Below are 20,681 nucleotides of genomic sequence, written 5' to 3'. Positions count from 1 at the left end.
GGGAGAGACTTGATGAAACGCAGCATACTGAGCGCGGCGATCGTGTTGGGCATGGCATCGTTCCCGGTGCTCGCGCAGGAGCAGGCCGCGGCGCCCGGTGGGCAGCAGGCGGATGCGACCACGCTGGACAAGATCACGGTGACCGCACGCCGGCGTGCGGAGTCCATCCAGGACGTTCCGGTCGCCGTCAGTGCTTTCAGCGAGGACGAACTGCAGAACCTGCAGGCCAGCGACGTCAGCGGACTGCAGGGCGCCGTGCCCAACATGAACATCGTCCAGGGCCGCGGCTCGGCCAACAGCGTCAACGTGTTCATCCGCGGCATCGGCCAGCCGGACGCGCTGCAGACCTTCGACCCGGGCGTGGGTATGTACGTGGATGACGTGTACTACTCGCGCATCAACGGTGCGCTGTTTTCGCTGTTCGACATCCAGCAGGTGGAAGTGCTGCGCGGCCCGCAGGGCACGCTGTACGGCAAGAACTCCACCGGCGGCGCGATCAAGCTGACCACCCGCAATCCGTTTGACGACACCGGCGGCGCGATCGAGTTGACCGGTGGTTCGCATGGCCGTGCCGAAGGGCGCTTCTACGTGGGTGGCGAGCTCAATGACGTGGTTGCCGGTAGCCTGGCCGGTGCGTGGCTGACCCATGACGGCTTCATAGATGACCGTGCCGGCCAGCGTGACTTCAACAACGACGACACCAAGGCGGTCCGGGCCAAGCTTGCCTTCCGTCCCAGCGACACCTTCCGCGGCACCTTCTCACTCGACCACACGCGACAGAAGGCCGCCCTGTCGATGGGCCGACCGATGGCGCCGCTGCGGCAGACCGATCTCGGACTGGGCACCATTGTGGAGTTGCTGCCGCCCGCCAGCGGCGAGTTCGACTACACCGCGGAAACGTCCTTCCGTCCCGACCAGGGCCAGTCAATGGAGCACACCGGTGCCTCGGCGACGCTGGAGTGGGATATCAACAGCCAGTGGCTGTTCAAAAGCATCAGTGCCTGGCGCAAGCTGAAGACCAACTCGTTCATCGACATCGACGCATCGGAATACCAACTGGGTGATGTGCTGGTGGCGATCGACCAGGAGCAGCTGAGCCAGGAGTTCCAGCTGCAGTTCGACAACGGCTCCAACCTGCAGGCCACGTTCGGCGCGTACTACATGCAGGAAGACGTGCCGTCCTACCAGGAAGCCTATGCGGATCACCTGTTTGCCCTGGTCGGTACGCCGATCAGCTTCCTGCGCACCATCGAGGACGACCTCTCCACCGAGAGCATCGCCGCATTCGCGCATGTGAACTGGGAGTTCGTGCCCACGTGGACGTTGGCGCTCGGGCTGCGTTACTCCAAGGACACCAAGGATTACTGGCGGACCACCAGCACCTTCTGGGGCGCGCCGTTCGAGGCCATCAGTCTCGATCCGGAATCCACCGTCGATGACAAGGCTTCGTGGTCGGCCTGGACGCCGTCGGTCAGCCTGCAGAAGCAGTTCAACGACAATCTGATGGGTTACGTGTCGGCCAACCGCGGCTTCAAGTCCGGTGGCTTCAACGGGCGTGCCAACTCGGCGCTGGATGCGGCCAACCCGATCTTTGATCCCGAGTTCGTCTGGACGTACGAAGCGGGCGTGAAGGCCAGTTCGGCTGACAACCGCCTGCGCGGCAGCGTGGCGGCGTTCTGGAGTGACTATTCGGACTTCCAGGCGCGGGTGACGCAGGACGCCAGCACGTTCCCGGTGCTCAATGCAGCGGAGCTGGAGATCAAGGGCATTGAATTCGAAGGCGTGGCGCTGCTTGGCGACACAACCACTCTGAGTGCGCAGCTCGGTTGGCTGGATGCCCAGTACACGGATTTCCAGGACTTCCGCATGGATCCCGCCTATCCGCTGTACGACCCGACCCTGACCCATGACCACGTGCCGTTCTCGCCGGATTGGACCGCGCGGGTGGCCCTGCAGCACGGCTTCCCGCTGGCCAACGGCGGCATGATCAGCGTTGGTGGTGATGTGTCCTACCGCGGGGATACGTGGCTGTCGGTCGACAACCGCGAGGTGCTCAGCCAGGACGCCTATACGCTGGTGGGCCTGTACAGCGTATGGGATTCACCCAGCTATGCCTGGCAAGTGCGCGCGGGCGTGCGCAACCTGACTGACAAGGTCTACAAGGTGGAAGGGCAGGAGTTTTCCAGCGTGGGCAACATCCAGACCGCGTACTACGGCTGGGAGCGCAACTGGTACCTGTCGCTGCGTTACAACTTCTGAGGCGTTGACCGATCCGGCTCTTGGAGGCCGGACCGGATGATCCAGCTCAGTAAGTGCGGCACTGGCGGAAGCGGACCGGAAGGCCGCTTCCAGCCGGGGGCGTGAGCTGGATACGGGAGGTGGCCAGCTCCGGGAAGCGTTCCAGCAGTTGGCAGATGCTCGGCATCGCGTCCTCGCTGGCATCAAGGAGCTGCAGTTCCAGGGTGGATTGGGTGGACCACAGGGCGTGGCTGACCATGGGCAGCGTGGCTGCTGCCCTCATCACGGTATCGCGCTGCTCCTGGATGGGAAGCCGGGTTTCCAGGGTTTCGGTGACAGGCGCCTCGGCGGCCCCGGTATCCGCAGCCCGGGAAGCGGCTGGAATCGGCGCCGCCGCCCTTGCCTGTGGCTGCGGCTCGGGCAGGAACATGAACGTGGCAACGCCGGCCAGCAGGCCGACCAGCCAGCAAGCCAGCACGCGCTGCCGGGCGCGGGCTGTGGTGGCACTGCGAATGGCGGACAGCTGCTCCGCACCGATCCGCTCACGCAACCCCGGCCACAGGGCTGTTCCGTCCAGCAGTTCGATATTGGCCTTGGCAGCCGGCCTGCGGGCTTCGTCCAGGATCCGGCCCTGGGTCACCAGGAACCCGCCGCCGGCATTGGCCATGCGGATGTCATTGGCCAACGCGGCCACAGCCGGTTTGCCCAGTACGTATGCGCTGCCATGCTTGCAGGAAAGCAGCCAGTGGGAGCCGTCGCGCTCCAGGGTGAAGTCGGTGTCGCCGGAAGCGGTTTCATGGTCCACGACCCGGCTGTAGCCTCGCTGCGCCAAGGCTGCCAGCACCATGTTGATGAACTCGCGCCAGGAAGTCGCTGCCAGCGCCCGGATGCCGGCGGCTGTCTCGTCCCGGGGGCGCAGCACTCCCCACATGAGGGCCGTGCCGATGCCTCCGATCAGCAGCATCACAAGCACGGACACAAACCAGTGTGCGATTCCTCCCACTATTCCATCCCCTGTTCTTCCAGGCGGGAAGAATAACGCATACGGTTGCGCCAGCCCGACGAGGACCGGCAGTCAGTGAAGCGCCGGTCGGCGCGGCGGACGCCCTGCCTGTGGGTCAGTCGTCCGGATCCGGAGGCGGCGCGTGGGGGGTGGGCGTGGGCGGTGTGGAAGTGGCTGCTGCACCCGCCCCGGTCACGGCGGCCTTCCTGGGCGCGGCGGCTTTGCGACTTGCCCGCTTGCGGGGTGCGGCGGCGGGAAGCCGGCGGCGCAGTTCCGCGGTCAGTTCTTCCACGCGCTGGTTGAGTTCGGCGATGTCGCCGCGGCTGGGTACTCCCAGTCGCACCAGGGCGCGCTGCATGCGATTGTCGAAGGTCTTTTCCCACCGGTCCCAAGTACCGGTGGCAAGGTCGCGCATGCCATCCACGCTGCTCTCAACAGCTCCCTTGACCTCGCTCGCGTGCTCGCCAGCGGTCTGGCGCGTCCGCTGCTCCAGCTGCTCGCCTTCTGCAACCAGGGCATCAAACAGCTTGCTGCCCTCGGACTGTGCGCGCCCGAGGGCCCCGATCCCTGCCAGCCACACCTGCTGGGCGGACTCTCCCAGGCTTCGTGCCAGGCGCTCTGCCTGCTCAACGGTGCCGGCATCGGCGCTGTCCGGGTGGCCGGTACCACCGATGGTCCTTTTTTCGGGCTTCTTGTAGGTAGCCATGACTCCTCCTGCGTTGCTGCGTGGTGGATTCAGGCGGTGAAACGCTCCGCCAATACCCGACGGACTTCGCTCTCGATCGGGCCTTTCATTGCCGAAAGCAGGAAGCCGAGCTTCGCGGTCAGGTGCAACTCGTCGGCTGCCAGCTGGATACGCCCATCCAGCCCGGACCGGCTGAAATCAACCGCATCGCCATCCCATGCATATGTGATGTCGAATTTCTCCGACAGACGGGTCATCGCCTCCTCAAGCGCCGCGTGTGCACGCGGCATCGGCAGGGAATGGGGGTGACGGATATCGATATCGCCCATGCGTTTTTCCAAAGCTTCCTGTCTGATCCCGCATTCTATCGATCCGATGCGCAAGTGGCGTGATAGATTCTGCCCGCATGAGCGCAACCAGACTTCGATTCATCTCATCCGACGCAGTGCCGGACCTTCCGCTGGGGGTCGGCATGCACCACCTGGGTCGGGTCGGTACCGGACTTGGCACGGTGCCCGAGGGTGATGAGGCGATCGTCTGCCTGTGCGTGGACCGGCGCGGGGTGTGGCTTACCGTGGGGGATGGCAGGCGCGGCGTGCATGTGAATGGCCGCGAGATCAGCCGCCTGGCGATGCTCCGCATTGGCGATTCGGTGTTCGTGGACGGCCATGAGGTGCGTCTGGTGGGTGCGCATCCACCCGAGGAGCCGCCACGCGATGGGCCGCCTGCCCGGGGCGGATCCCCGGACCCGAGGATGGTGTTGCGCGGGCTCGGTGGGCGCCACCATGGACGCAGCTTCACCCTCGATGTGCCGCGGCTGGTCGGCCGCGTGCCGGGAGCCGACATCCAGATCGATGATCCGGCCTTCGCCGAGCGCCATGCCAGGCTGGAGATGGTCGAGGGGCAGGTGTGGCTGCGCGACCTGGGCACGGAAGAAGGCAGCCTGGTGAACGGTGAATGCGTGCACGATGCGGTGCTGCAGCCGGGCGACCAGGTGGTGTTCGACAACCAGTACCGTTTCGTCGTCGAGGCGCCGATGCGCGATGCTCCCCAGGAGCCGTTGTTGATAGGCGGAGCCCTTGAAGCGGCTCCGCCTCCCAGCGGCAATGACAGCCAGCGTTCGCTGTGGCGCCTGCCCCTGGTACTGCTGGCCGCGCTGCTGATCGCCGGCCTGCTCGCCCTGCTGCTGCTCTATGGCGCGGGCTGAATTCCGCCCCGGCGTCGGGCGTGTCGGCGCCACAGCCGCCACCCCAGCAGCACGGCAAGGATGCTGGCGTAGATCAGCGGCTCGCGCAGGTCGGATTTGACGATCCACCAGAAGTGCAGCACGGCCAACACCGCCGCGGCGTAGACCAGCCGGTGCAGCCGGGTCCATGCGCGGCCAAGTCGCCGCATCCAGCCCCTGGTGGAGGTGATCGCCAGCGGCAGCAGCGACAGCCATGCAAGGAAGCCGACCGTGATGTAAGGCCGGCGCAGGATTTCTTCGAACACCGTCGCCCACCAGCCGCGCAGATCCAGGATCAGGAATGCGGTCAGATGCAGGCTCGCGTAGAAAAATGCGTACAGCCCGAGCATGCGCCTGAAGCGCATGAGCGCAACCAGCCCGGTGGCCTGCCGCAACGGGGTGATTGCCAGGGTGATCAGCAGTATGCGCAACGCCCAGGTGCCGGTGCGGTGCTCGATTTCCACCACTGGATCGGCGCCGAGCGCGTCGATATCCGCGCCGTTGGCCACCAGCCAGGCCTGCCACAGCAACACAGCCAGCGGCGCCAGCGCAAGCGCATGCACCAGCGCCTTGGCAGTGACGATGGAAAATGGGGTCCTGCTGGTGCTCCTGGCCCGACCCGGCCTCAATACCACTTGTGCAGATCCATGCCCGAGTACATCGAAGCCACTTGTTCCGCATAGCCATTGAACGGCCGGGTGTCGATCCGGTTGGCGATCAGCCGCGAGGTGGTGCCGGCGATGCGGCGCTCGCTGGCCTGGCTCCAGCGCGGATGATCCACCTCCGGATTGACGTTGGCGAAGAATCCGTACTCACGCGGTTGCATCCGGTTCCACGCGGTCTCCGGCATGTCTTCGGTGAAGCGGATCTCAACAATCGACTTGATGCTCTTGAAGCCGTACTTCCACGGCACCACCAGGCGCAGCGGCGCTCCGTTCTGCTGCGGCAGCGGTCGTCCGTACATGCCGGTGGTTAGGAAGGTGAGAGGGTGCATTGCCTCGTCAATGCGCAGTCCTTCGCGGTAGGGCCAGCGCAGGACGCGCCGCTGGATGCCGGGCATCTGCTCGCGATCGGCCAGCGTGGTGAACGCCACGTACCGGGCGCGGGAGGTGGGGGCGAAGCGGCGCAGCACGTTGGCCAGCGGCACGCCCAGCCAGGGGATCACCATCGACCAGCCTTCCACGCAGCGCAGGCGGTAGATGCGCTCCTCGGGCAGCAGGCCCTGCAGCAGCCCGTCCAGATCAAGCACGCCGGGCCGCTCGCATTCGCCGGCCACTTCCACCTGCCACGGTGAAGTCCGCAGGGTGCGCGCGGCGCGCGAGGGATCAAGCTTGTCGGTGCCGAACTCGTAGAAATTGTTGAAACCGGTGGCATCTTCCCAGCGGGTCAGCTCCTCGCTGGTGGAAAAGCCTTCGCTGACCTGATCCGCCGTGGGCACCGGTGCAGCCGGGGGTGGAGGTTCGGCCCTGCTGTATCCGGCCAGCGAGAGTGCGGGAAGGGCGGCGAGACCCGTGACGATCCGGCGTCGCTGCAACCAGACGGCTTCATCGGTGATCTTGCTGGCGGGAATACTCAGAGCGTTTCGCAGGTTCATCTTGATGTCCGATTTTCATGTGGGCGCCACCATGTGCGCCGTCACCATGCTGCAGGTGCCATGGCGCATCTGTTGCACTGCGGCATACTAACCAAGCCAATGTTCAGTCCCAGCGAAGGAGAAACCATGACCCGTGCCTACAACTTCAGCGCCGGCCCCGCCGCACTGCCCCAACCGGTATTGGAACAGGCGCAGCGGGAAATGCTCGACTTCCGCGGCGCCGGGGCGTCCATCGTGGAGCTGAGCCACCGTGGCCCCGAATTCATGGAGGTGGCGGCAACCACCGAACGTGAATTGCGCAAGCTGGTGGGCATCCCGGACGACTACGCGGTGCTGTTCACGGCCGGCGGTGCGACCACCCAGCAGGCGCTGATGGCGCTGAATTTCGCCTCCCGCGGCCAACCGGCCGACTACGTGGTGACCGGCCACTGGGGGCAGATCTCGCTCAAGCAGGCCGCGCCTTATATCGACCTGAGGATTGCGGCCAGCAGCGAGGAGGACGGCTTCCGCTCGATCCCCGCGCGTGACAGCTGGCGCCTGTCCCCGGACGCTGCCTACGTGCACATCACCGCCAACGAAACCATCCACGGCGTGGAATTCCGCGACACGCCGGATGTTGGCGATGTGCCGCTGTTCGCCGACTTCAGCTCCTCGATCGCCTCCGAGCCGCTGGATGTATCCAAGTACGGCCTGATCTATGCCGGCGCGCAGAAGAACCTGGGGCCCGTGGGCGTCGGCGTGGTCATCGTCCGTCCTGATCTGCTCGAGCGTGCCGGTCAGCCGCGGGCCGATATCTTCGACTACCGCAAGCAGCTTGCGGCCGAGTCCATGCTCAACACGCCGCCCACCTGGAACTGGTACCTGCTGGGCCTGACCGTCCGCTGGATGCTCGACGAAGGCGGGGTGGAGGAGTTCGCCCGCCGCAGCCAGGCCAAGGCCCGGCTGGTCTACGACGCGATCGACGGCTCGGACGGCTTCTACCTCAACCATGTGCAACCGGCCGTGCGCTCGCGCATGAACGTGGCATTCTTCCTGCACGACGAGGCGCTGGAGCAGGCCTTCCTGGACGAAGCGCGCGAAGCAGGCCTGATCTCGCTCAAGGGACACCGGGTGCTCGGCGGCATGCGCGCTTCGATGTACAACGCGATGCCGGTGGAGGGCGCGCAGGCGCTGGTGGACTTCATGCGTGATTTCCAGCAGCGCCGCGGGTAAGCGAACGCCATGACCGACAACACCGGAAAAGCGGCTGCGGACAAGCCCGGGAAGGGCGACCTGACCACGGTACGCGAGCAGATCGATGGCATCGACCGCGAGATCCAGACGCTGATTGCCGAACGTGCGCTGTGGGCTCGTCAGGTGGGCAAGGCCAAGGGCAAGCTCGCGGCGGCGGTGGATTACTACCGTCCGGAACGCGAGGCACAGGTGCTCAGACGCGTGGTGGATCGCAACGAGGGGCCGCTGTCGGACGAGGTGCTGGTGCGCCTGTTCCGCGAAATCATGTCCGCCTGCCTGGCCCAGCAGGAGCCGCTGAAGATCGGCTATCTGGGCCCGGAAGGCACCTTCTCGCAGCAGGCAGTGCACAAGAATTTTGGCCACTCGGCCAAGGGCCTGCCCATGGCCAGCGTTGAAGAGGTGTTCGACGAGGTGGCCGAGGGCCACGCCGACTTCGGCGTGGTGCCGGTGGAAAATTCCGGGCAGGGCACCATCCAGTCCACCCTGGACCTGTTCCTCACTTCGCCGCTGAAGATCTGCGGGGAGGTGGAGCTGCGCGTGCATCAGTACCTGCTGTCGCGCAGCGGCAGGATCGAGGACGTGGAGCGGGTGTACTCGCATGGTCTTTCACTTGCACAGTGCAAGGGCTGGCTGCGCCAGCATCTGCCGGAGACCGAGAAGCAAGCCGTGGCCAGCAACGCCGAGGCTGCAAGGCGCGCGCGCAATGCGGACGATGCGGCTGCGATCGCAGGCGAGAACGCGGCCCACGTATACGGACTCAAAGTGGTCGCCGGTCCGATCGAGGATCGAGATGACAACACCACGCGGTTCCTGGTGATCGGCCGCGCGTCGTTCCCGCCTTCCGGCAACGACCGGACCTCGCTGCTGGTCTTCATCCGCGACCAGCCCGGTGCGCTCTACCAGATCCTGGAGCCGCTGGCGCGGCACGGGATCAGCATGAACCGGATCGAGTCACGCCCGGCACATGGGGCGCTGTGGCAGTACGCGTTCTTCATCGAGGTATCCGGACATGCGGATGAATCGCCGCTTCGCGATGCGCTGGATGAGATCGACTCCTTCGCCGGCGAAGTCCGCGTGCTCGGCTCCTACCCGGTAGCCGTGCCTTGAGCGCGCCTGCCGGCCTGCAGCGCTGGGTGGCGGAAGCCGGCGGGCCGCTGCGCGGCGTGCTCGACGTGCCCGGGGACAAATCGATATCGCATCGGGCAATCATGCTGGCGGCGCTGGCTGATGGAAGCTCGCGGATCAGCGGCTTCCTGGAAAGTGAGGATGCGCGGGCCACCGAGGAGATCTTCCGCGCGATGGGGGCACGGATCGAGGCCCCCAGCGAAGGCGTGCGCGTGGTCCACGGCGTCGGTATCGAGGGATTGCAGCAACCGCAGCAAGTGCTGGATTGCGGCAACTCGGGCACCGCCATGCGGCTGTTGGCCGGGCTGCTTGCCGGTCAGCGGTTTGACACCGTATTGAGCGGAGATGCCTCGCTCTCCCAACGTCCGATGCGCCGGGTGACTGCACCGCTGGAGCGCATGGGGGCGCGCATCGACGCCGTTGTTGGCGATCTCCCTCCGCTGAGTATCTACGGTAACAATAGGATTCAAGGTATTGATATTGAGCCGGATGTTGCCAGCGCGCAGGTGAAATCGGCGATCCTGCTGGCAGGACTTTATGCCACCGGAACCACCCGGGTCCTGGAGCCACGGCCCACCCGCGACTACACCGAGCGCATGCTGGCCGCGTTTGGCTGGCCGGTGGAATTCCAGCCTGGGCAGGCGAGCCTGACCGGTGGCCACCGCCTGCACGCGACCGATGTGGCGGTGCCCGCCGACTTTTCTTCGGCAGCGTTTTTCATCGTGGCGGCCACGCTGGTGCCGGGCTCCAACCTGCGCCTTCGCCGCGTCGGCATGAATCCGCGGCGCACCGGGCTGCTGCACGTGCTGCGCGCCATGGGCGCCAACATTGTTGAAGTGCCGGCGGGCGAGCAGGGCGGGGAGCCGGTGGCTGATCTGCAGATCCGTCATGCGCCGCTGCACGGCATCGAGGTGCCGCCCGAGCACGTGGCCGACATGATCGATGAGTTCCCGGTGCTGTTCATCGCCGCTGCCAGTGCCAGCGGTCGCACCACGGTGCGCGATGCGACGGAGCTGCGGGTCAAGGAATCCGACCGCATCGCGGTGATGGCGGAGGGGCTGCGTACGCTTGGCATCCAGGTGGATGAAACCCCCGATGGGGCCAGCATCCACGGTGGGCCCATCAGCGGTGGGAGCGTGGACGCCCACGGCGATCATCGTGTGGCGATGGCGTTCGCAGTGGCCGGGCAGGTTGCGAAGGGACCGGTGCACATCAGCGATACCGCCAACGTGGCGACGTCTTTCCCCGGCTTTGTCCGGATGGCCACGGCCTCCGGATTCGGCCTCGTTACCGATCCCCGATCCTGAAATCCACGGGCACGGTAACCGTGGATGCCACCGGCTGGCCGTTCTCGACAGCGGGCTGGAAGGTCCACTGGCCCACGGCCTCCCGGGCCGCGCGGTCCAGGTCGCGAGAGCGGCTGCTGCGCTGGATCTCCACCGCCGTGGGCCGTCCTTGCGCATCCACCTCAACCCGCAGCAGTACCGTGCCTTCCTCGCGCACGCGCAGCGCCGCCGGCGGATAGGCCGGCTGTACCTGCAGGGTGGGCTGGGCGGGGCGATCGGGCAAAGATGGCGCGGACGGGGCAGCGGTTGGTTGGGGAACCGATGGAGCAGCCGGCTCGTCCGCAGGAGTCTCTTCAGCTTCGCTGCTGTCCTCGCCGGTGTCGGGAGTCGTCAGGACGGTTTCGGCCGGAAGCACTTCCGGCTCCTGTTCCGAGCGGCCGTAGACATACCAGAGCGCGGCAAGCACCGCGATCAGCAGCAATAGCCAGACCAGTGAGCGGGTGCTGCTGGATGTCTGGCCAGCGCGCTGTGGTCCCGGGGCTTCCGGGGCGGGCTCAGGCGGCTGGGGCACGGCGTGATTGCAGTTGAGCGCACATCGCCGCAGCTTTTCACAGCAGATGTCGTGATCGTGTCACGACGCCGGCCGGGTGGCAGGTGTTGCTCCAGGTCGGCTCAGGGATTGAACTCGACCGGAATCTCCACCGGTTCCGCCACCGGCTGTCCGTCCTGCATGGCCGGCTGGAAGCGCCAGTTGCGCACCGCCCGCAGTGCGGCCTGGTCCAGGGCCCGATGGGAGCTGCTGCCTATCACCTCTACCTGCCTTGGCCGACCATCCACGCCTACCAGTGCCCGTACCAGCACTTCTCCGGAGTGCCCCCTGCGCAGCGCCGACCGCGGATAGGTTGGCGCAGGACTGTGGATTGGGCGGGGGCCACTGACGCGGGCATCGCCCGCAACTGGAGGGACAACATCCTGTTGTTCCAGCTGGGGTGCAGGCAACGGGGGCGGCTCACCGGCGATGCCGCGGGGCGGCTCCGCTGGTGCGGGAGGCAGGATGAACACGCCGCCATCGCCGTCGCCATCGCCAGTATCTGCAGACATCTCTTCCGGAATTTGCGGCGCCGGAAGGGTAGGGCCGGCGGCGGCCTGTTCGCCCGCGGTGTCCGCCGCCAGGGCCGGATCATCGGTATCCGTCGGTTCGCGCTGGACCAGCCACACCAGAACAAACAGCATCAGCCCGGCCACTACCGCTGCAGGCACGATCAGCCACGGGCTCGGTCGTCGGCGCGGTGCAGAGGAAGAACTGGTTGCTGGATCGGGCATGGGCAGATCGCAATCGGATGATGCCGCGATTCTGGCACAGGCCGTGTGGGCCGTTCGGCACCGCGGCCGCTCTCGGGCGATAATGCCCGGCCCTGCATCAATACCTCAACGCCATGCTCGATCCCAACCTGCTGCGCAACGACCTCCCCGCACTTGCCGAACGCCTGCAGCGCTCGCGCGGCTTCACTCTTGACGCGGGTGCACTCGAGTCACTGGAGGCGGAGCGCAAGCAGCTGCAGGTCCGGACCCAGGAGCTGCAGAACCAGCGCAACACCCGCAGCAAGGAGATTGGCAAGGTCAAGGCGCAGGGCGGCGACGTTGCTGCCCTGATGGCCGAGGTCGCAGGCTTCGGCGAGGAGCTGAAAGCCAACGAGCAGGCGCTGCAGGCCAAGCGCGATGCGATCGAACGGATCGCCCTGGAAATCCCCAATCTGCCCGCCGACGACGTGCCCGAGGGTGCCGACGAAGACGGCAACGTTGAAGAGCATTGCTGGGGGACCCCGCGCCAGTTCGACTTCCCGGTCCGCGACCATGTTGATCTCGGCGCGCGGAATGGCTGGCTGGACGGCGATACCGCAGCCAAGCTTTCCGGCGCGCGCTTCACCGTGCTGCGCGGCCAGCTGGCGCGCCTGCACCGGGCCCTGTCGCAGTTCATGCTTGACCTGCACACCGGCGAACACGGTTACGAAGAAACCAACGTGCCGGTGATCGTCAATGCCGAGTCCATGACCGGAACCGGCCAGCTGCCCAAGTTCGAGGATGACCTGTTCGCTACCTCGGTGGGGGAGGCCAAACGCTACCTGGTGCCTACCGCCGAGGTGCCGCTGACCAATATCGTGCGCGATGACATCGTGGAAGCGGACCGCCTGCCACTGCGCATGACCGCCCACTCCATGTGCTTTCGCGCCGAAGCCGGTAGCCACGGGCGCGACGTGCGCGGGATGATCCGCCAGCACCAGTTCGAGAAGGTGGAACTGGTGGCGATTTCAACGCCGGAAACGAGCCAGGCCGAACACGAACACATGGTGCGCTGCGCCGAAGTGGTGCTGGAGAAGCTGGGCCTGCCGTACCGCCGGATGCTGCTGTGCAGCGGCGACATGGGCTTTTCCGCGCGCAAGACCTGGGATCTGGAAGTCTGGCTGCCTTCGCAGGAGAAGTACCGCGAGATCTCGTCGGTTTCCAACTGCGGTGACTTCCAGGCCCGGCGCATGCAGGCGCGCTGGCGCAACCCGGATACCGGGCGCCCCGAGCCTGTGCATACGCTCAATGGCTCCGGCGTCGCCGTGGGCCGCGCCCTGGTGGCAGTAATGGAAAACTATCAGCAGGCTGACGGCAGCATCGAGGTGCCGGAAGCGTTGCGTCCCTACATGGGCGGGCAGGAACGCATTGCCTGAAGGCGGCAAAGCGCTCAAGGCCGCCGCGTGCTGTAAAAGCGGGACAAAAACCTTTAAAGTAGGCGCATCGTTCTATTAAAGGGCTCGCCATGCAGGATCTGAATGATCTTTATTACTTCTCCGTCGTGGTGGACCATGGCGGCTTCGCCGCCGCCGAGCGCGCCACGGGCATTCCAAAATCGCGTCTGAGCCGGCGGATCAGCCAGCTCGAAAGCGAGCTGGGTGTCCGCCTGCTGCAGCGCTCCACCCGCCGCTTTGCGGTCACCGACGTGGGCCAGAGCGTCTATCGCCATACCCAGTCGATGCTGGCCGAGGCCCAGGCCGCGCGCGAAGTGGTCGACCGGCTCAGCGCCGAGCCCCGCGGCGTGGTTCGCGCCAGCGTTCCGGTCAATATCGCCCAGCAGCTGATGCCCAAGGTGCTGCCGGACTTCCTGGCACGCAATCCGCAGGTGCGCGTGCAGATGCACGTGAACAACCGGCGCGTGGACCTGATCAACGAGGGCTTTGACATAGCCATCCGGGTGCGCACGAAGTTCGACGACGACGGCAGCCTGATCATGCGCAGCTTCGGCCCGATCCAGGAGCTGCTGGTGGCCAGCCCCCGCTATCTGGACGGGGCAGGGCGACCGGACGAGCCGGAAGACCTTGCCGAGCACACCACCATGACCATGGCCGAGGATGAAGTGCGCCAGCGCTGGGAACTGCAGCGCAACGGCGAGACCCGGCGGATCGACCTCAAGCCGCGCATCTCCGGCTTCGACTTTCCCATGCTTATGAGCCTGGCCAAGCAGGGCCTGGGAGTCACCATGCTGCCGGAAACGGTGTGCGCGGACGCGGTCCACAGCGGCGAGCTGGAAGTGGTGCTGCCCGAGTGGCGCCTTCCCCAGGGCATCGCCCACGCGGTGTTCGCTTCGCGCCGGGGCCTGCTGCCGGCGGTGCGCGTGTTCATTGATCACCTCGCCGAATACATGCCGGGCCTGATCGAGCAGTCCAGTCTCAACTGCAAGGGCGAGCAGGAAAAAGCCGCGTAGAAAAACTGCGCTGTCGTGCGACAATAGCCGCGCTCAGCGTCGGCAACCGGCATGGCACGGGCCGTTGGGACAGGGGCAGGGGCAGGACAATCGGAGAGATGGCCGAGTGGTTGAAGGCACCGGTCTTGAAAACCGGCAACGGGAAACCGTTCGTGGGTTCGAATCCCACTCTCTCCGCCAGTTCCACCGTCCGCCCCGATCGGCCAGTGCCACAATGATCCCCTGACCCGCTCAGGGGCATGGGGATTTCCAAGCATGGATACGATCCTGGCTGCGCTGGACCTGGAAGGTGACAGCGAAGCGGTGTTGATGCGCGCGCTGCAGCTTGCGCAGGCGCATTCGGCACGCCTGGTGCTGTTGCACGTGCTGGAAGCCGATGCCCTTGGGGAAGCTGCCGCAGCCTACGGCTGCGCCGAGGATGGCCTGCGCGGGCTGCTGCAGCGCCAGGGGCGCGAGGCGCTCGGCAACCTGCTTGATGGCATTGCCGATCCGGAACTGCAGGTGGAGTTCGGTCCTGCACACGTGGTCATCGTGGACGTGGCCGAAGCGATTGGCGCCGACTTGGTGGTCATGGGGCCGGGCGCGCGGGCGCGCATGCTCAAGGGCCGGGCGCTGGGCACCACCGTCGATCGTGTGGTGCGCAGCCTTCCGGTGTCGCTGCTGGTGGTGCGCAGCCTGCCCGAGCTGCCCTACCGGCGGCTGACCGTTGCGGTGGACTTTTCCCCGCAGTCGACGGCGGCGTTGCAGGCCGCACGCAGGCTGGCGCCGTCAGCCGCGCTGCGCCTGGTGAACGTGGTGCATGTGCCCGATCCGTTCCAGCAGGCCATGCTGCGGGCGGGGGCTTCCCACGCTGATATGGAGTCCTTCCGCACTGGCCTTTACAACAAGGCGCGAGCCGATCTTGCAGCCCTGGTCGTGACGCTGGAGTTGCAGGGCAGGGTGGTCACGCGGGTGATGAAGAACGAGCCGGGCGCGGCCCTGCTCAAGATGAGCAAGGGCCCGAGGGCCGACCTGATGGCGGTTGGAGCAGATGGACGCGGCGCAGTGCGCGGCGCGTTATTGGGACACGTGACCCGCCGACTGCTGTCGGAAGCAGGTTGCGATGTACTGGTTGGACGATGAGCTGCGGCAACCGGGTTTGCTTGCGCCGCCGGGATGGCAGCGATAGCCTGAGCCCCGAGGGGGGAATTGAGAGGGGGATACAGGGATGATGATCAGGGTTTTCATGGTCGATGACCATGCTCTGGTGCGCACTGGATTGCGCATGATTCTTGCCACTGAAAGTGATATCGAAGTCGTTGGAGAAGCGGACTGCGGCGAAGATGCCCTGCCGTTGATCCGCAAGCTGAAACCGGACGTGGTCCTGTGCGACCTGCACCTGCCCGGGGTCAGTGGATTGGAAGTCACCGAACGGATCGTCCGTGGAGACTACGGTTCGCGCGTGATCGTGGTGTCCGTGCTTGAAGATGGTCCGATGCCAAAGCGCCTGATCGAAGCCGGTGCTTCCGGCTACGTGGGCAAGGGTGGCGACGCCAGCGAGCTGATCCGGGCGGTGCGCACGGTGGCCGGTGGCAAGCGCTACCTGGCCAGCAGCATCGCCCAGAACCTGGCGCTGGCCGGCCTGACCGGGGGAGAGAGCCCCTTCGATGCGCTGACACCGCGGGAGATGGAAATCGCGATGCTCCTGATCCAGGGCCTGCGCCAGGAACAGGTGGCCAGGCACCTGAGCCTGAGTGCGAAGACCATCAACACCCACAAGTCGCGGCTGTTTGAAAAGCTGCAGATCACCGACATGATTTCGCTGGCGCGCCTGGCCAGCCAGTACGGAGTGATCGATCCAGCGCAGACGCTGTAGCAACAGCGTCCGCGCTGGTCGTGCGCAGGCCGGTCAGGCGCTGCGCGGCTGGTCTTCGTCCTTGGTCGCTGCAACGTCGCCGTCGGCAGCCTGTTCCTCAGGCTCGTCTTCGGTGGCGGCAAGCGGCGCAGGTTCGGGTGCCGGCGCGTCCACAGGTGCCGGAGCAGGGTGTTCCGCAGCCGCGGAGACCTGCGTCCCGTGCTCCTGCTCCTGCTCCGGTGCCGGGGCTGGAGCTGCTGCGACTTCCTGCGCATCCGCCGTCACTGCGTCCGCAGCTTCCGTCGCTGGCTCCGTGACCGGCATTTCAGTCTGGGCAACGGTCGCAGGAGCTGGGGTGACCGGACCGGGGCTTTCTCGCCCGACCGGTGCCGGCGCTTCCACGTTCGCTTCGGCAACGACAGCCTGGCTGGCCTCCGTCGCGGCGTTGCTGTCGGCAGCGGTAGCCGCCGCCTCAGGCTGCGAAAGAGCGGCTACTGGGGCTGGATCACGGTCAGTTTCGGGCTCCACAGGGGCCGGGGTGGAAGATTTTTCCTCCATGCCAGTGGCCGCTGTGGTCGGCTCGTCGGTCTTCTGCGACTGATCCACTGCGTCTGCCGTTGCTGCAACGACAGGCGCGGAAGCCTTGCGGCTCCGGCGTTGGGGGCGGGGAGCCTTTTCCCGTTCCGGCTCAGACGGATCGGCTGCGCTCGAAGCGTCCTCGAAATCGAATTCCGGCTGGCTTGCCTGGGCGGCAATGACCTCGGCCGCCGCCTCAACATCTTCCGAAGAGTCGTCCAGCGCGTCTACCGAAGTTTCGGCGTTCGCACCGCCCCTGCGACGACGCCGGCCGCCACGACGGCCCCGGCGCCTGCGCGGCGTCCCGTCGTCGGCCGGGGTGGTCTCATCGTTGTGTTCAGCGGATGCCTGGGCACTGGCGGCGCCTTCAGCCGCTTGGCTGGCGATCACGGCCGGAGCGTTGTCAGCCTCGGGTTGCGTGAGCGGGACAGGTGTATCAGCCTGGGTCGCAGCAACTGCACCGGCTGCGACTACCGCTGCGGCGGTTTCTTCGCCCGCCTGGGTCAGGCCGCCTTCGCGACCCTGGTTTTCAGGGGTCTGCTTTTCAGCACCCTGCCTCTGGCGCTGTCCGCGGCTGGACTGGGACTGCTTCTGGGCGCGGTTGCCGCGACCCTGCTGCTCCCGATCCGACTGCTCCGCGTCCGGCTGCCCGCGTCCCTGCTGGTTTCCGTCTTCTTTCGCCTGGGCCTGTTTGCGGCCCCTACGCTGCTGCTGGTCTTCGCGACGCTCGTTGTTGCCGCCGCGGCGCTCGCCGTTGCGACCCTGGCGGCCGCTGGAGCGGCGCTGCTGGCCGCCGCGCTCGGAACCCTTGCCGGCGGAATCACGATCACGCTCGCGGCGCGCAGGCTGCTCCGGCTCTGGAGCGGGAGCCGGACCGAACAGGCTCTTGACCCAGGCGACCAGTCCGCCAGCTGCAGGCGCGGCGGGCGTTGGTGCTGGAGCCGCTGCGGGAGCGGGAGCTGGAGCCGGTGTTTCCTCGCGCGGTTCGCGCACCGGGGCAGGCTGCGCCGGGCGGACATTCTTGATCGCGGCGGCCGGCGGCACGTTCAGATTGGCCTTGCTCAGCGCAATGGTGGAGAGCTTGCGGGGCGTACCACGCTGATAGCTTGGGCGGCTGGTTTCCTCACCCAGCTCGTTGTCGCGGATCCGGGAGACCTCGTAGTGCGGGGTCTGCAGGTAGCGGTCGGCAACGATCACGATCGGGGCGGTGTGCCGGCCTTCGATTTCGGCCAGTGCGGCGCGCTTCTCGTTGAGCAGGTAGTTGGCGATATCCAGCGGTGCATGCACCAGGATCTGCCCGGTGTTGTCTTTCATCGCGTGCTCTTCGGCCACGCGGATGATCGACAGGCTCAACGACTCGACGCTGCGCATGCGGCCGTGGCCTTCGCAGCGCGGACACACGATCTGGCTGGATTCGCCCAGTGAGGCGCGCAGCCGCTGGCGGCTCATTTCCAGCAGGCCGAACTTGGAGATGCGGCCCAGCTGCACGCGCGCGCGGTCGTACTTGAGCGCGCCCTGCAGGCGGTTCTCCACCTCCCTCTGGTTCTTGTTGGAGGACATGTCGATGAAGTCGATCACCACCAGGCCGCCCAGGTCACGCAGGCGCAGCTGGCGGGCCACTTCATCGGCGGCTTCCAGATTGGTGTGGAACGCAGTTTCCTCGATATCGCCGCCGCGGGTGGCGCGGGCCGAGTTCACGTCGATCGCGGTCAGGGCCTCGGTCTGGTCGATCACCAGCGCGCCACCGGAGGGCAGGCGGATGGTGCGCTCGTAGGCGTTCTCGATCTGCGACTCGATCTGGTAGCGGTTGAACAGGGGAGTGTCGTCGGTGTAATGCTTGAGCTTGCGCAGGTTGTGCGGCATCACCTGCTCGACGAACTCCTTCGCCTCTTCAAACATTTCCGGGGTATCGACCAGGATCTCGCCGATGTCTGCACGCATGTAATCGCGCAGCGCACGGGTGATCAGCTGCGACTCCTGGTAGATCAGGAACGGGGCAGGCTTGCTCAGCGCCGCGTCACAAATCGCCTTCCAGATGCCCAGCAGATAGTCCAGGTCCCACTGCAGCTCTTCGGCATCGCGGCCGACGCCGGCGGTGCGGATGATCACGCCCATTTCGTCAGGGATGGCGAGCGAATCCATGGCCTGCTTGAGCGCGACGCGGTCATCACCCTCGATGCGGCGCGAAACGCCGCCCGCGGTGGGCGAGTTCGGCATCAGCACCATGTAGCGGCCGGCCAGGGAGATGAACGTGGTCAGGGCCGCACCCTTGGTGCCGCGCTCTTCCTTGTCCACCTGGACCACGACTTCCTGGCCCTCACGCAGCAGCTCGCGGATACCAGCCTTGTGGTCGACACCCGCCTGGTAGTAGTCGCGGGAAATTTCTTTCAGCGGCAGGAAGCCGTGACGGTTGCCGCCGTATTCAACGAAGGCAGCCTCGAGCGAGGGCTCCAGACGGGTGATGCGGCCTTTGTAGATGTTGGATTTTTTCTGTTCCTGGGACGGCTGCTCGATATCGATGTCGTACAGGGTCTGTCCATCCACGATCGCCACGCGCAGTTCTTCGGCCTGCGTGGCATTGATCAACATGCGTTTCATTGTTGCGTTCCTCGCGCGCTGCTACCGCGCGGAACGCCGTGGAGCGTTTCGTCTGGTGTGGCTTCAGGCTGCGCCAGCGGGAGCTGTGGATCCGCTTGCCGGGACGATAATCGTCCCGCGCCGCGGCGCGGCCGTCAGGTTGTTCCAGCGCTACGACACCACGGCAAGCCGCGGGAGCGCTTGTTGTTTTACTGTTCGTCGTTACAGGACCGGCGGCGACTTCCAGCTGAGCCGGGAGGCGCCGCACGGGGCATGTTCAGCACCATTCCAGGGGATGACCGATAGGATGTCCCGTTGGAACGGACGATGGCCGGGCTTGCCGATGAGCCGCTAACATGTCCGCCCCGAGGGCGGTGGCCGCGTACTGCAATCGGGATCAAGGGAGCGGGTTTTCGGCCCGGTTTTCCTGTTCTGGCATCGCCGAGGCGATACCAGCGCAACTCCCTGCGAAATCAAACCCTTATATCGCGCCGCGAGTGTAGCAGATCAAGAGGCACGCATGAGCCATCCGGACAGTACCGTTCCACCCTCCCGCGGCGCCCACATGGTGCGGGTTTCAGAGGACCGCGATGGCCAGCGGTTGGACAATTTCCTGCTGGGCCAGCTCAAGGGTGCGCCACGCAGCCTGGTCTACAAACTGGTGCGTTCCGGACAGGTCCGGGTGAACGGGGGCAGGGTCAAAGCCGACCGTCGCCTGGTGGAGGGCGACGAGGTGCGGATTCCGCCGGTGCGGCTGGAGGAATCAGGTGACCGCGGAACGCCGCCGAAAGGGCTGATGAAGGCACTGGAGGAGGGAATCGTATTCGAAGACGAGCGGCTGCTGGCGCTCAACAAGCCGACTGGAGTGGCCAGCCACGGAGGCAGCGGGATCGGATTTGGTGCCATCGAGACCCTGCGGGCGCTGCGGCCGGACCAGTCACTTGAACTGGTGCACCGGCTCGACCGCGACACCTCCGGTATTTTGTTGTTCGCCAAAAAGCGCTCCGCGCTGACCCAGCTGCAGGCGCTGCTGCGCGAAGCTGATGGTGATGCGCGCAGCGGCATTTCCAAACGCTATCTGGCCCTGCTGGCGGGGCGGATGCCCGATGGCACCATGAGCGTGGACGCGCCGTTGCACGTGGGCCTGCGCCAGGGCGGAGAACGCCACGTACAGGTCAACGAGGCCGGCAAGCAGTCGCTGAGCCATTTCCGCCTGCTGGAGCGGCGCGGAGGGCATTCTTACTGCGAAATCCAGATTGAAACCGGCCGTACCCACCAGATCCGGGTGCACGCGCAGCACATCGGCTACCCGGTGGCCGGCGACGACAAATACGGCGACCCGGTGATCAACCGGCGCCTGCGCGACAAGGTTGGACTCAGGCGCCTGTTCCTGCACGCGGCATCGCTGGAGTTTTCGCTCGATGGGGGGAAAGCCCCCTATCTACTGCACGCGCCGCTGGCGCCGGAGCTTTCACAGGTGCTGGACGCCCTGGCCTGAACAGCCCCGGCCCGAACCCGCAGCGCATGGCAATGTGGTCAGCGCTGCCAGGGCCAGGA

The 20,681-nt window shown here is 66.1% G+C and carries 18 protein-coding genes and 1 tRNA gene; 11 read left to right on the top strand and 8 right to left on the bottom strand.

Features of this window, described 5'->3' with window-relative positions; genetic code table 11:
- Positions 1-12: 12 nt before the first annotated feature.
- Positions 13-2,259, top strand: coding sequence for a TonB-dependent receptor (locus ACW7G2_RS02440; RefSeq protein WP_456972371.1), 2,247 nt, complete (start codon positions 13-15; stop codon positions 2,257-2,259).
- A gap of 46 nt (positions 2,260-2,305) precedes the next feature.
- Here ACW7G2_RS02440 and ACW7G2_RS02435 read toward each other — a convergent pair whose 3' ends face one another.
- The 3 genes from ACW7G2_RS02435 to ACW7G2_RS02425 form a co-directional block, all read right to left on the bottom strand.
- Positions 2,306-3,202 carry a restriction endonuclease gene (locus ACW7G2_RS02435; protein ID WP_456972369.1) on the bottom strand — a complete coding sequence of 299 codons (897 nt, stop codon included), beginning with the start codon at positions 3,200-3,202 and terminating at the stop codon, positions 2,306-2,308.
- Positions 3,203-3,356: 154 nt separating this feature from the next.
- A complete protein-coding gene (locus ACW7G2_RS02430) occupies positions 3,357-3,947 on the bottom strand; it encodes a phasin family protein (RefSeq protein ID WP_456972367.1) in 591 nt (196 codons plus the stop codon).
- A 29-nt stretch (positions 3,948-3,976) separates the two neighbouring features.
- Positions 3,977-4,255 carry a polyhydroxyalkanoic acid system family protein gene (locus ACW7G2_RS02425; protein ID WP_456972365.1) on the bottom strand — a complete coding sequence of 93 codons (279 nt, stop codon included), beginning with the start codon at positions 4,253-4,255 and terminating at the stop codon, positions 3,977-3,979.
- Positions 4,256-4,332: 77 nt separating this feature from the next.
- On the opposite strand from ACW7G2_RS02425, the gene ACW7G2_RS02420 reads away from it, so the two are divergent.
- Positions 4,333-5,133, top strand: a complete 801-nt coding sequence (locus ACW7G2_RS02420; RefSeq protein WP_456972363.1) for an FHA domain-containing protein — start codon at positions 4,333-4,335, stop codon at positions 5,131-5,133.
- Here the strand turns inward: ACW7G2_RS02420 and ACW7G2_RS02415 are convergent.
- Together ACW7G2_RS02415 and msrP are read right to left on the bottom strand one after the other, a co-directional pair.
- Complete coding sequence (locus ACW7G2_RS02415; RefSeq protein WP_456972822.1) at positions 5,118-5,780, bottom strand: protein-methionine-sulfoxide reductase heme-binding subunit MsrQ; 663 nt, start codon at positions 5,778-5,780, stop codon at positions 5,118-5,120. The genes ACW7G2_RS02420 and ACW7G2_RS02415 overlap by 16 nt on opposite strands.
- Complete coding sequence (msrP, locus tag ACW7G2_RS02410; protein ID WP_456972361.1) at positions 5,777-6,745, bottom strand: protein-methionine-sulfoxide reductase catalytic subunit MsrP; 969 nt, start codon at positions 6,743-6,745, stop codon at positions 5,777-5,779. Before msrP ends, ACW7G2_RS02415 begins: the two co-directional genes overlap by 4 nt.
- 126 nt (positions 6,746-6,871) lie before the next feature.
- Between msrP and serC the strand changes: the two genes are divergently transcribed.
- Genes serC through aroA form a run of 3 tightly spaced genes read left to right on the top strand, consistent with a single transcriptional unit; the run spans position 6,872 to position 10,410 of the window.
- Positions 6,872-7,957: a phosphoserine transaminase gene (gene serC, locus ACW7G2_RS02405; protein ID WP_456972359.1), complete on the top strand. Its 1,086-nt coding sequence runs from the start codon at positions 6,872-6,874 to the stop codon at positions 7,955-7,957.
- 9 nt (positions 7,958-7,966) lie between these two features.
- On the top strand, positions 7,967-9,085 hold the full coding sequence (gene pheA, locus ACW7G2_RS02400) for a prephenate dehydratase (protein WP_456972357.1): 1,119 nt from the start codon (positions 7,967-7,969) through the stop codon (positions 9,083-9,085).
- Positions 9,082-10,410 carry a 3-phosphoshikimate 1-carboxyvinyltransferase gene (aroA, locus tag ACW7G2_RS02395; protein ID WP_456972355.1) on the top strand — a complete coding sequence of 443 codons (1,329 nt, stop codon included), beginning with the start codon at positions 9,082-9,084 and terminating at the stop codon, positions 10,408-10,410. Before pheA ends, aroA begins: the two co-directional genes overlap by 4 nt.
- Here aroA and ACW7G2_RS02390 read toward each other — a convergent pair.
- Together ACW7G2_RS02390 and ACW7G2_RS02385 are read right to left on the bottom strand one after the other, a co-directional pair.
- Positions 10,391-10,960: a TonB family protein gene (locus ACW7G2_RS02390; RefSeq protein ID WP_456972353.1), complete on the bottom strand. Its 570-nt coding sequence runs from the start codon at positions 10,958-10,960 to the stop codon at positions 10,391-10,393. The genes aroA and ACW7G2_RS02390 overlap by 20 nt on opposite strands.
- A gap of 101 nt (positions 10,961-11,061) precedes the next feature.
- A complete protein-coding gene (locus tag ACW7G2_RS02385; RefSeq protein WP_456972351.1) occupies positions 11,062-11,712 on the bottom strand; it encodes an energy transducer TonB in 651 nt (216 codons plus the stop codon).
- Between the two features lie 113 nt (positions 11,713-11,825).
- Here ACW7G2_RS02385 and serS point away from each other — a divergent pair, with 113 nt between their 5' ends.
- The 5 genes from serS to ACW7G2_RS02360 all read left to right on the top strand — a co-directional run bounded on the left by serS (position 11,826) and on the right by ACW7G2_RS02360 (position 15,992).
- Positions 11,826-13,106 (top strand): serine--tRNA ligase, encoded by a 1,281-nt coding sequence (gene serS / locus ACW7G2_RS02380; protein WP_456972349.1) that lies wholly within the window; start codon positions 11,826-11,828, stop codon positions 13,104-13,106.
- Between the two features lie 89 nt (positions 13,107-13,195).
- A complete protein-coding gene (locus ACW7G2_RS02375; RefSeq protein WP_456972347.1) occupies positions 13,196-14,137 on the top strand; it encodes a LysR family transcriptional regulator in 942 nt (313 codons plus the stop codon).
- 92 nt (positions 14,138-14,229) lie between these two features.
- Positions 14,230-14,317: transfer RNA gene (locus ACW7G2_RS02370), tRNA-Ser, on the top strand.
- A 75-nt stretch (positions 14,318-14,392) separates the two neighbouring features.
- A complete protein-coding gene (locus ACW7G2_RS02365) occupies positions 14,393-15,259 on the top strand; it encodes a universal stress protein (RefSeq protein ID WP_456972345.1) in 867 nt (288 codons plus the stop codon).
- 85 nt (positions 15,260-15,344) lie between these two features.
- Positions 15,345-15,992, top strand: coding sequence for a response regulator (locus ACW7G2_RS02360; RefSeq protein WP_456972343.1), 648 nt, complete (start codon positions 15,345-15,347; stop codon positions 15,990-15,992).
- Positions 15,993-16,025: 33 nt separating this feature from the next.
- Here ACW7G2_RS02360 and ACW7G2_RS02355 read toward each other — a convergent pair whose 3' ends face one another.
- On the bottom strand, positions 16,026-19,145 hold the full coding sequence (locus ACW7G2_RS02355; RefSeq protein ID WP_456972341.1) for an Rne/Rng family ribonuclease: 3,120 nt from the start codon (positions 19,143-19,145) through the stop codon (positions 16,026-16,028).
- A gap of 499 nt (positions 19,146-19,644) precedes the next feature.
- On the opposite strand from ACW7G2_RS02355, the gene ACW7G2_RS02350 reads away from it, so the two are divergent.
- On the top strand, positions 19,645-20,622 hold the full coding sequence (locus ACW7G2_RS02350) for an RluA family pseudouridine synthase (RefSeq protein ID WP_456972339.1): 978 nt from the start codon (positions 19,645-19,647) through the stop codon (positions 20,620-20,622).
- The last annotated feature ends 59 nt before the right edge of the window (positions 20,623-20,681 follow it).

Source organism: Luteimonas sp. A277 (assembly GCF_054052045.1).
The sequence above is the reverse complement of the archived record's forward strand: the minus strand, read 5'-3'. Positions and strand labels throughout refer to the sequence as shown.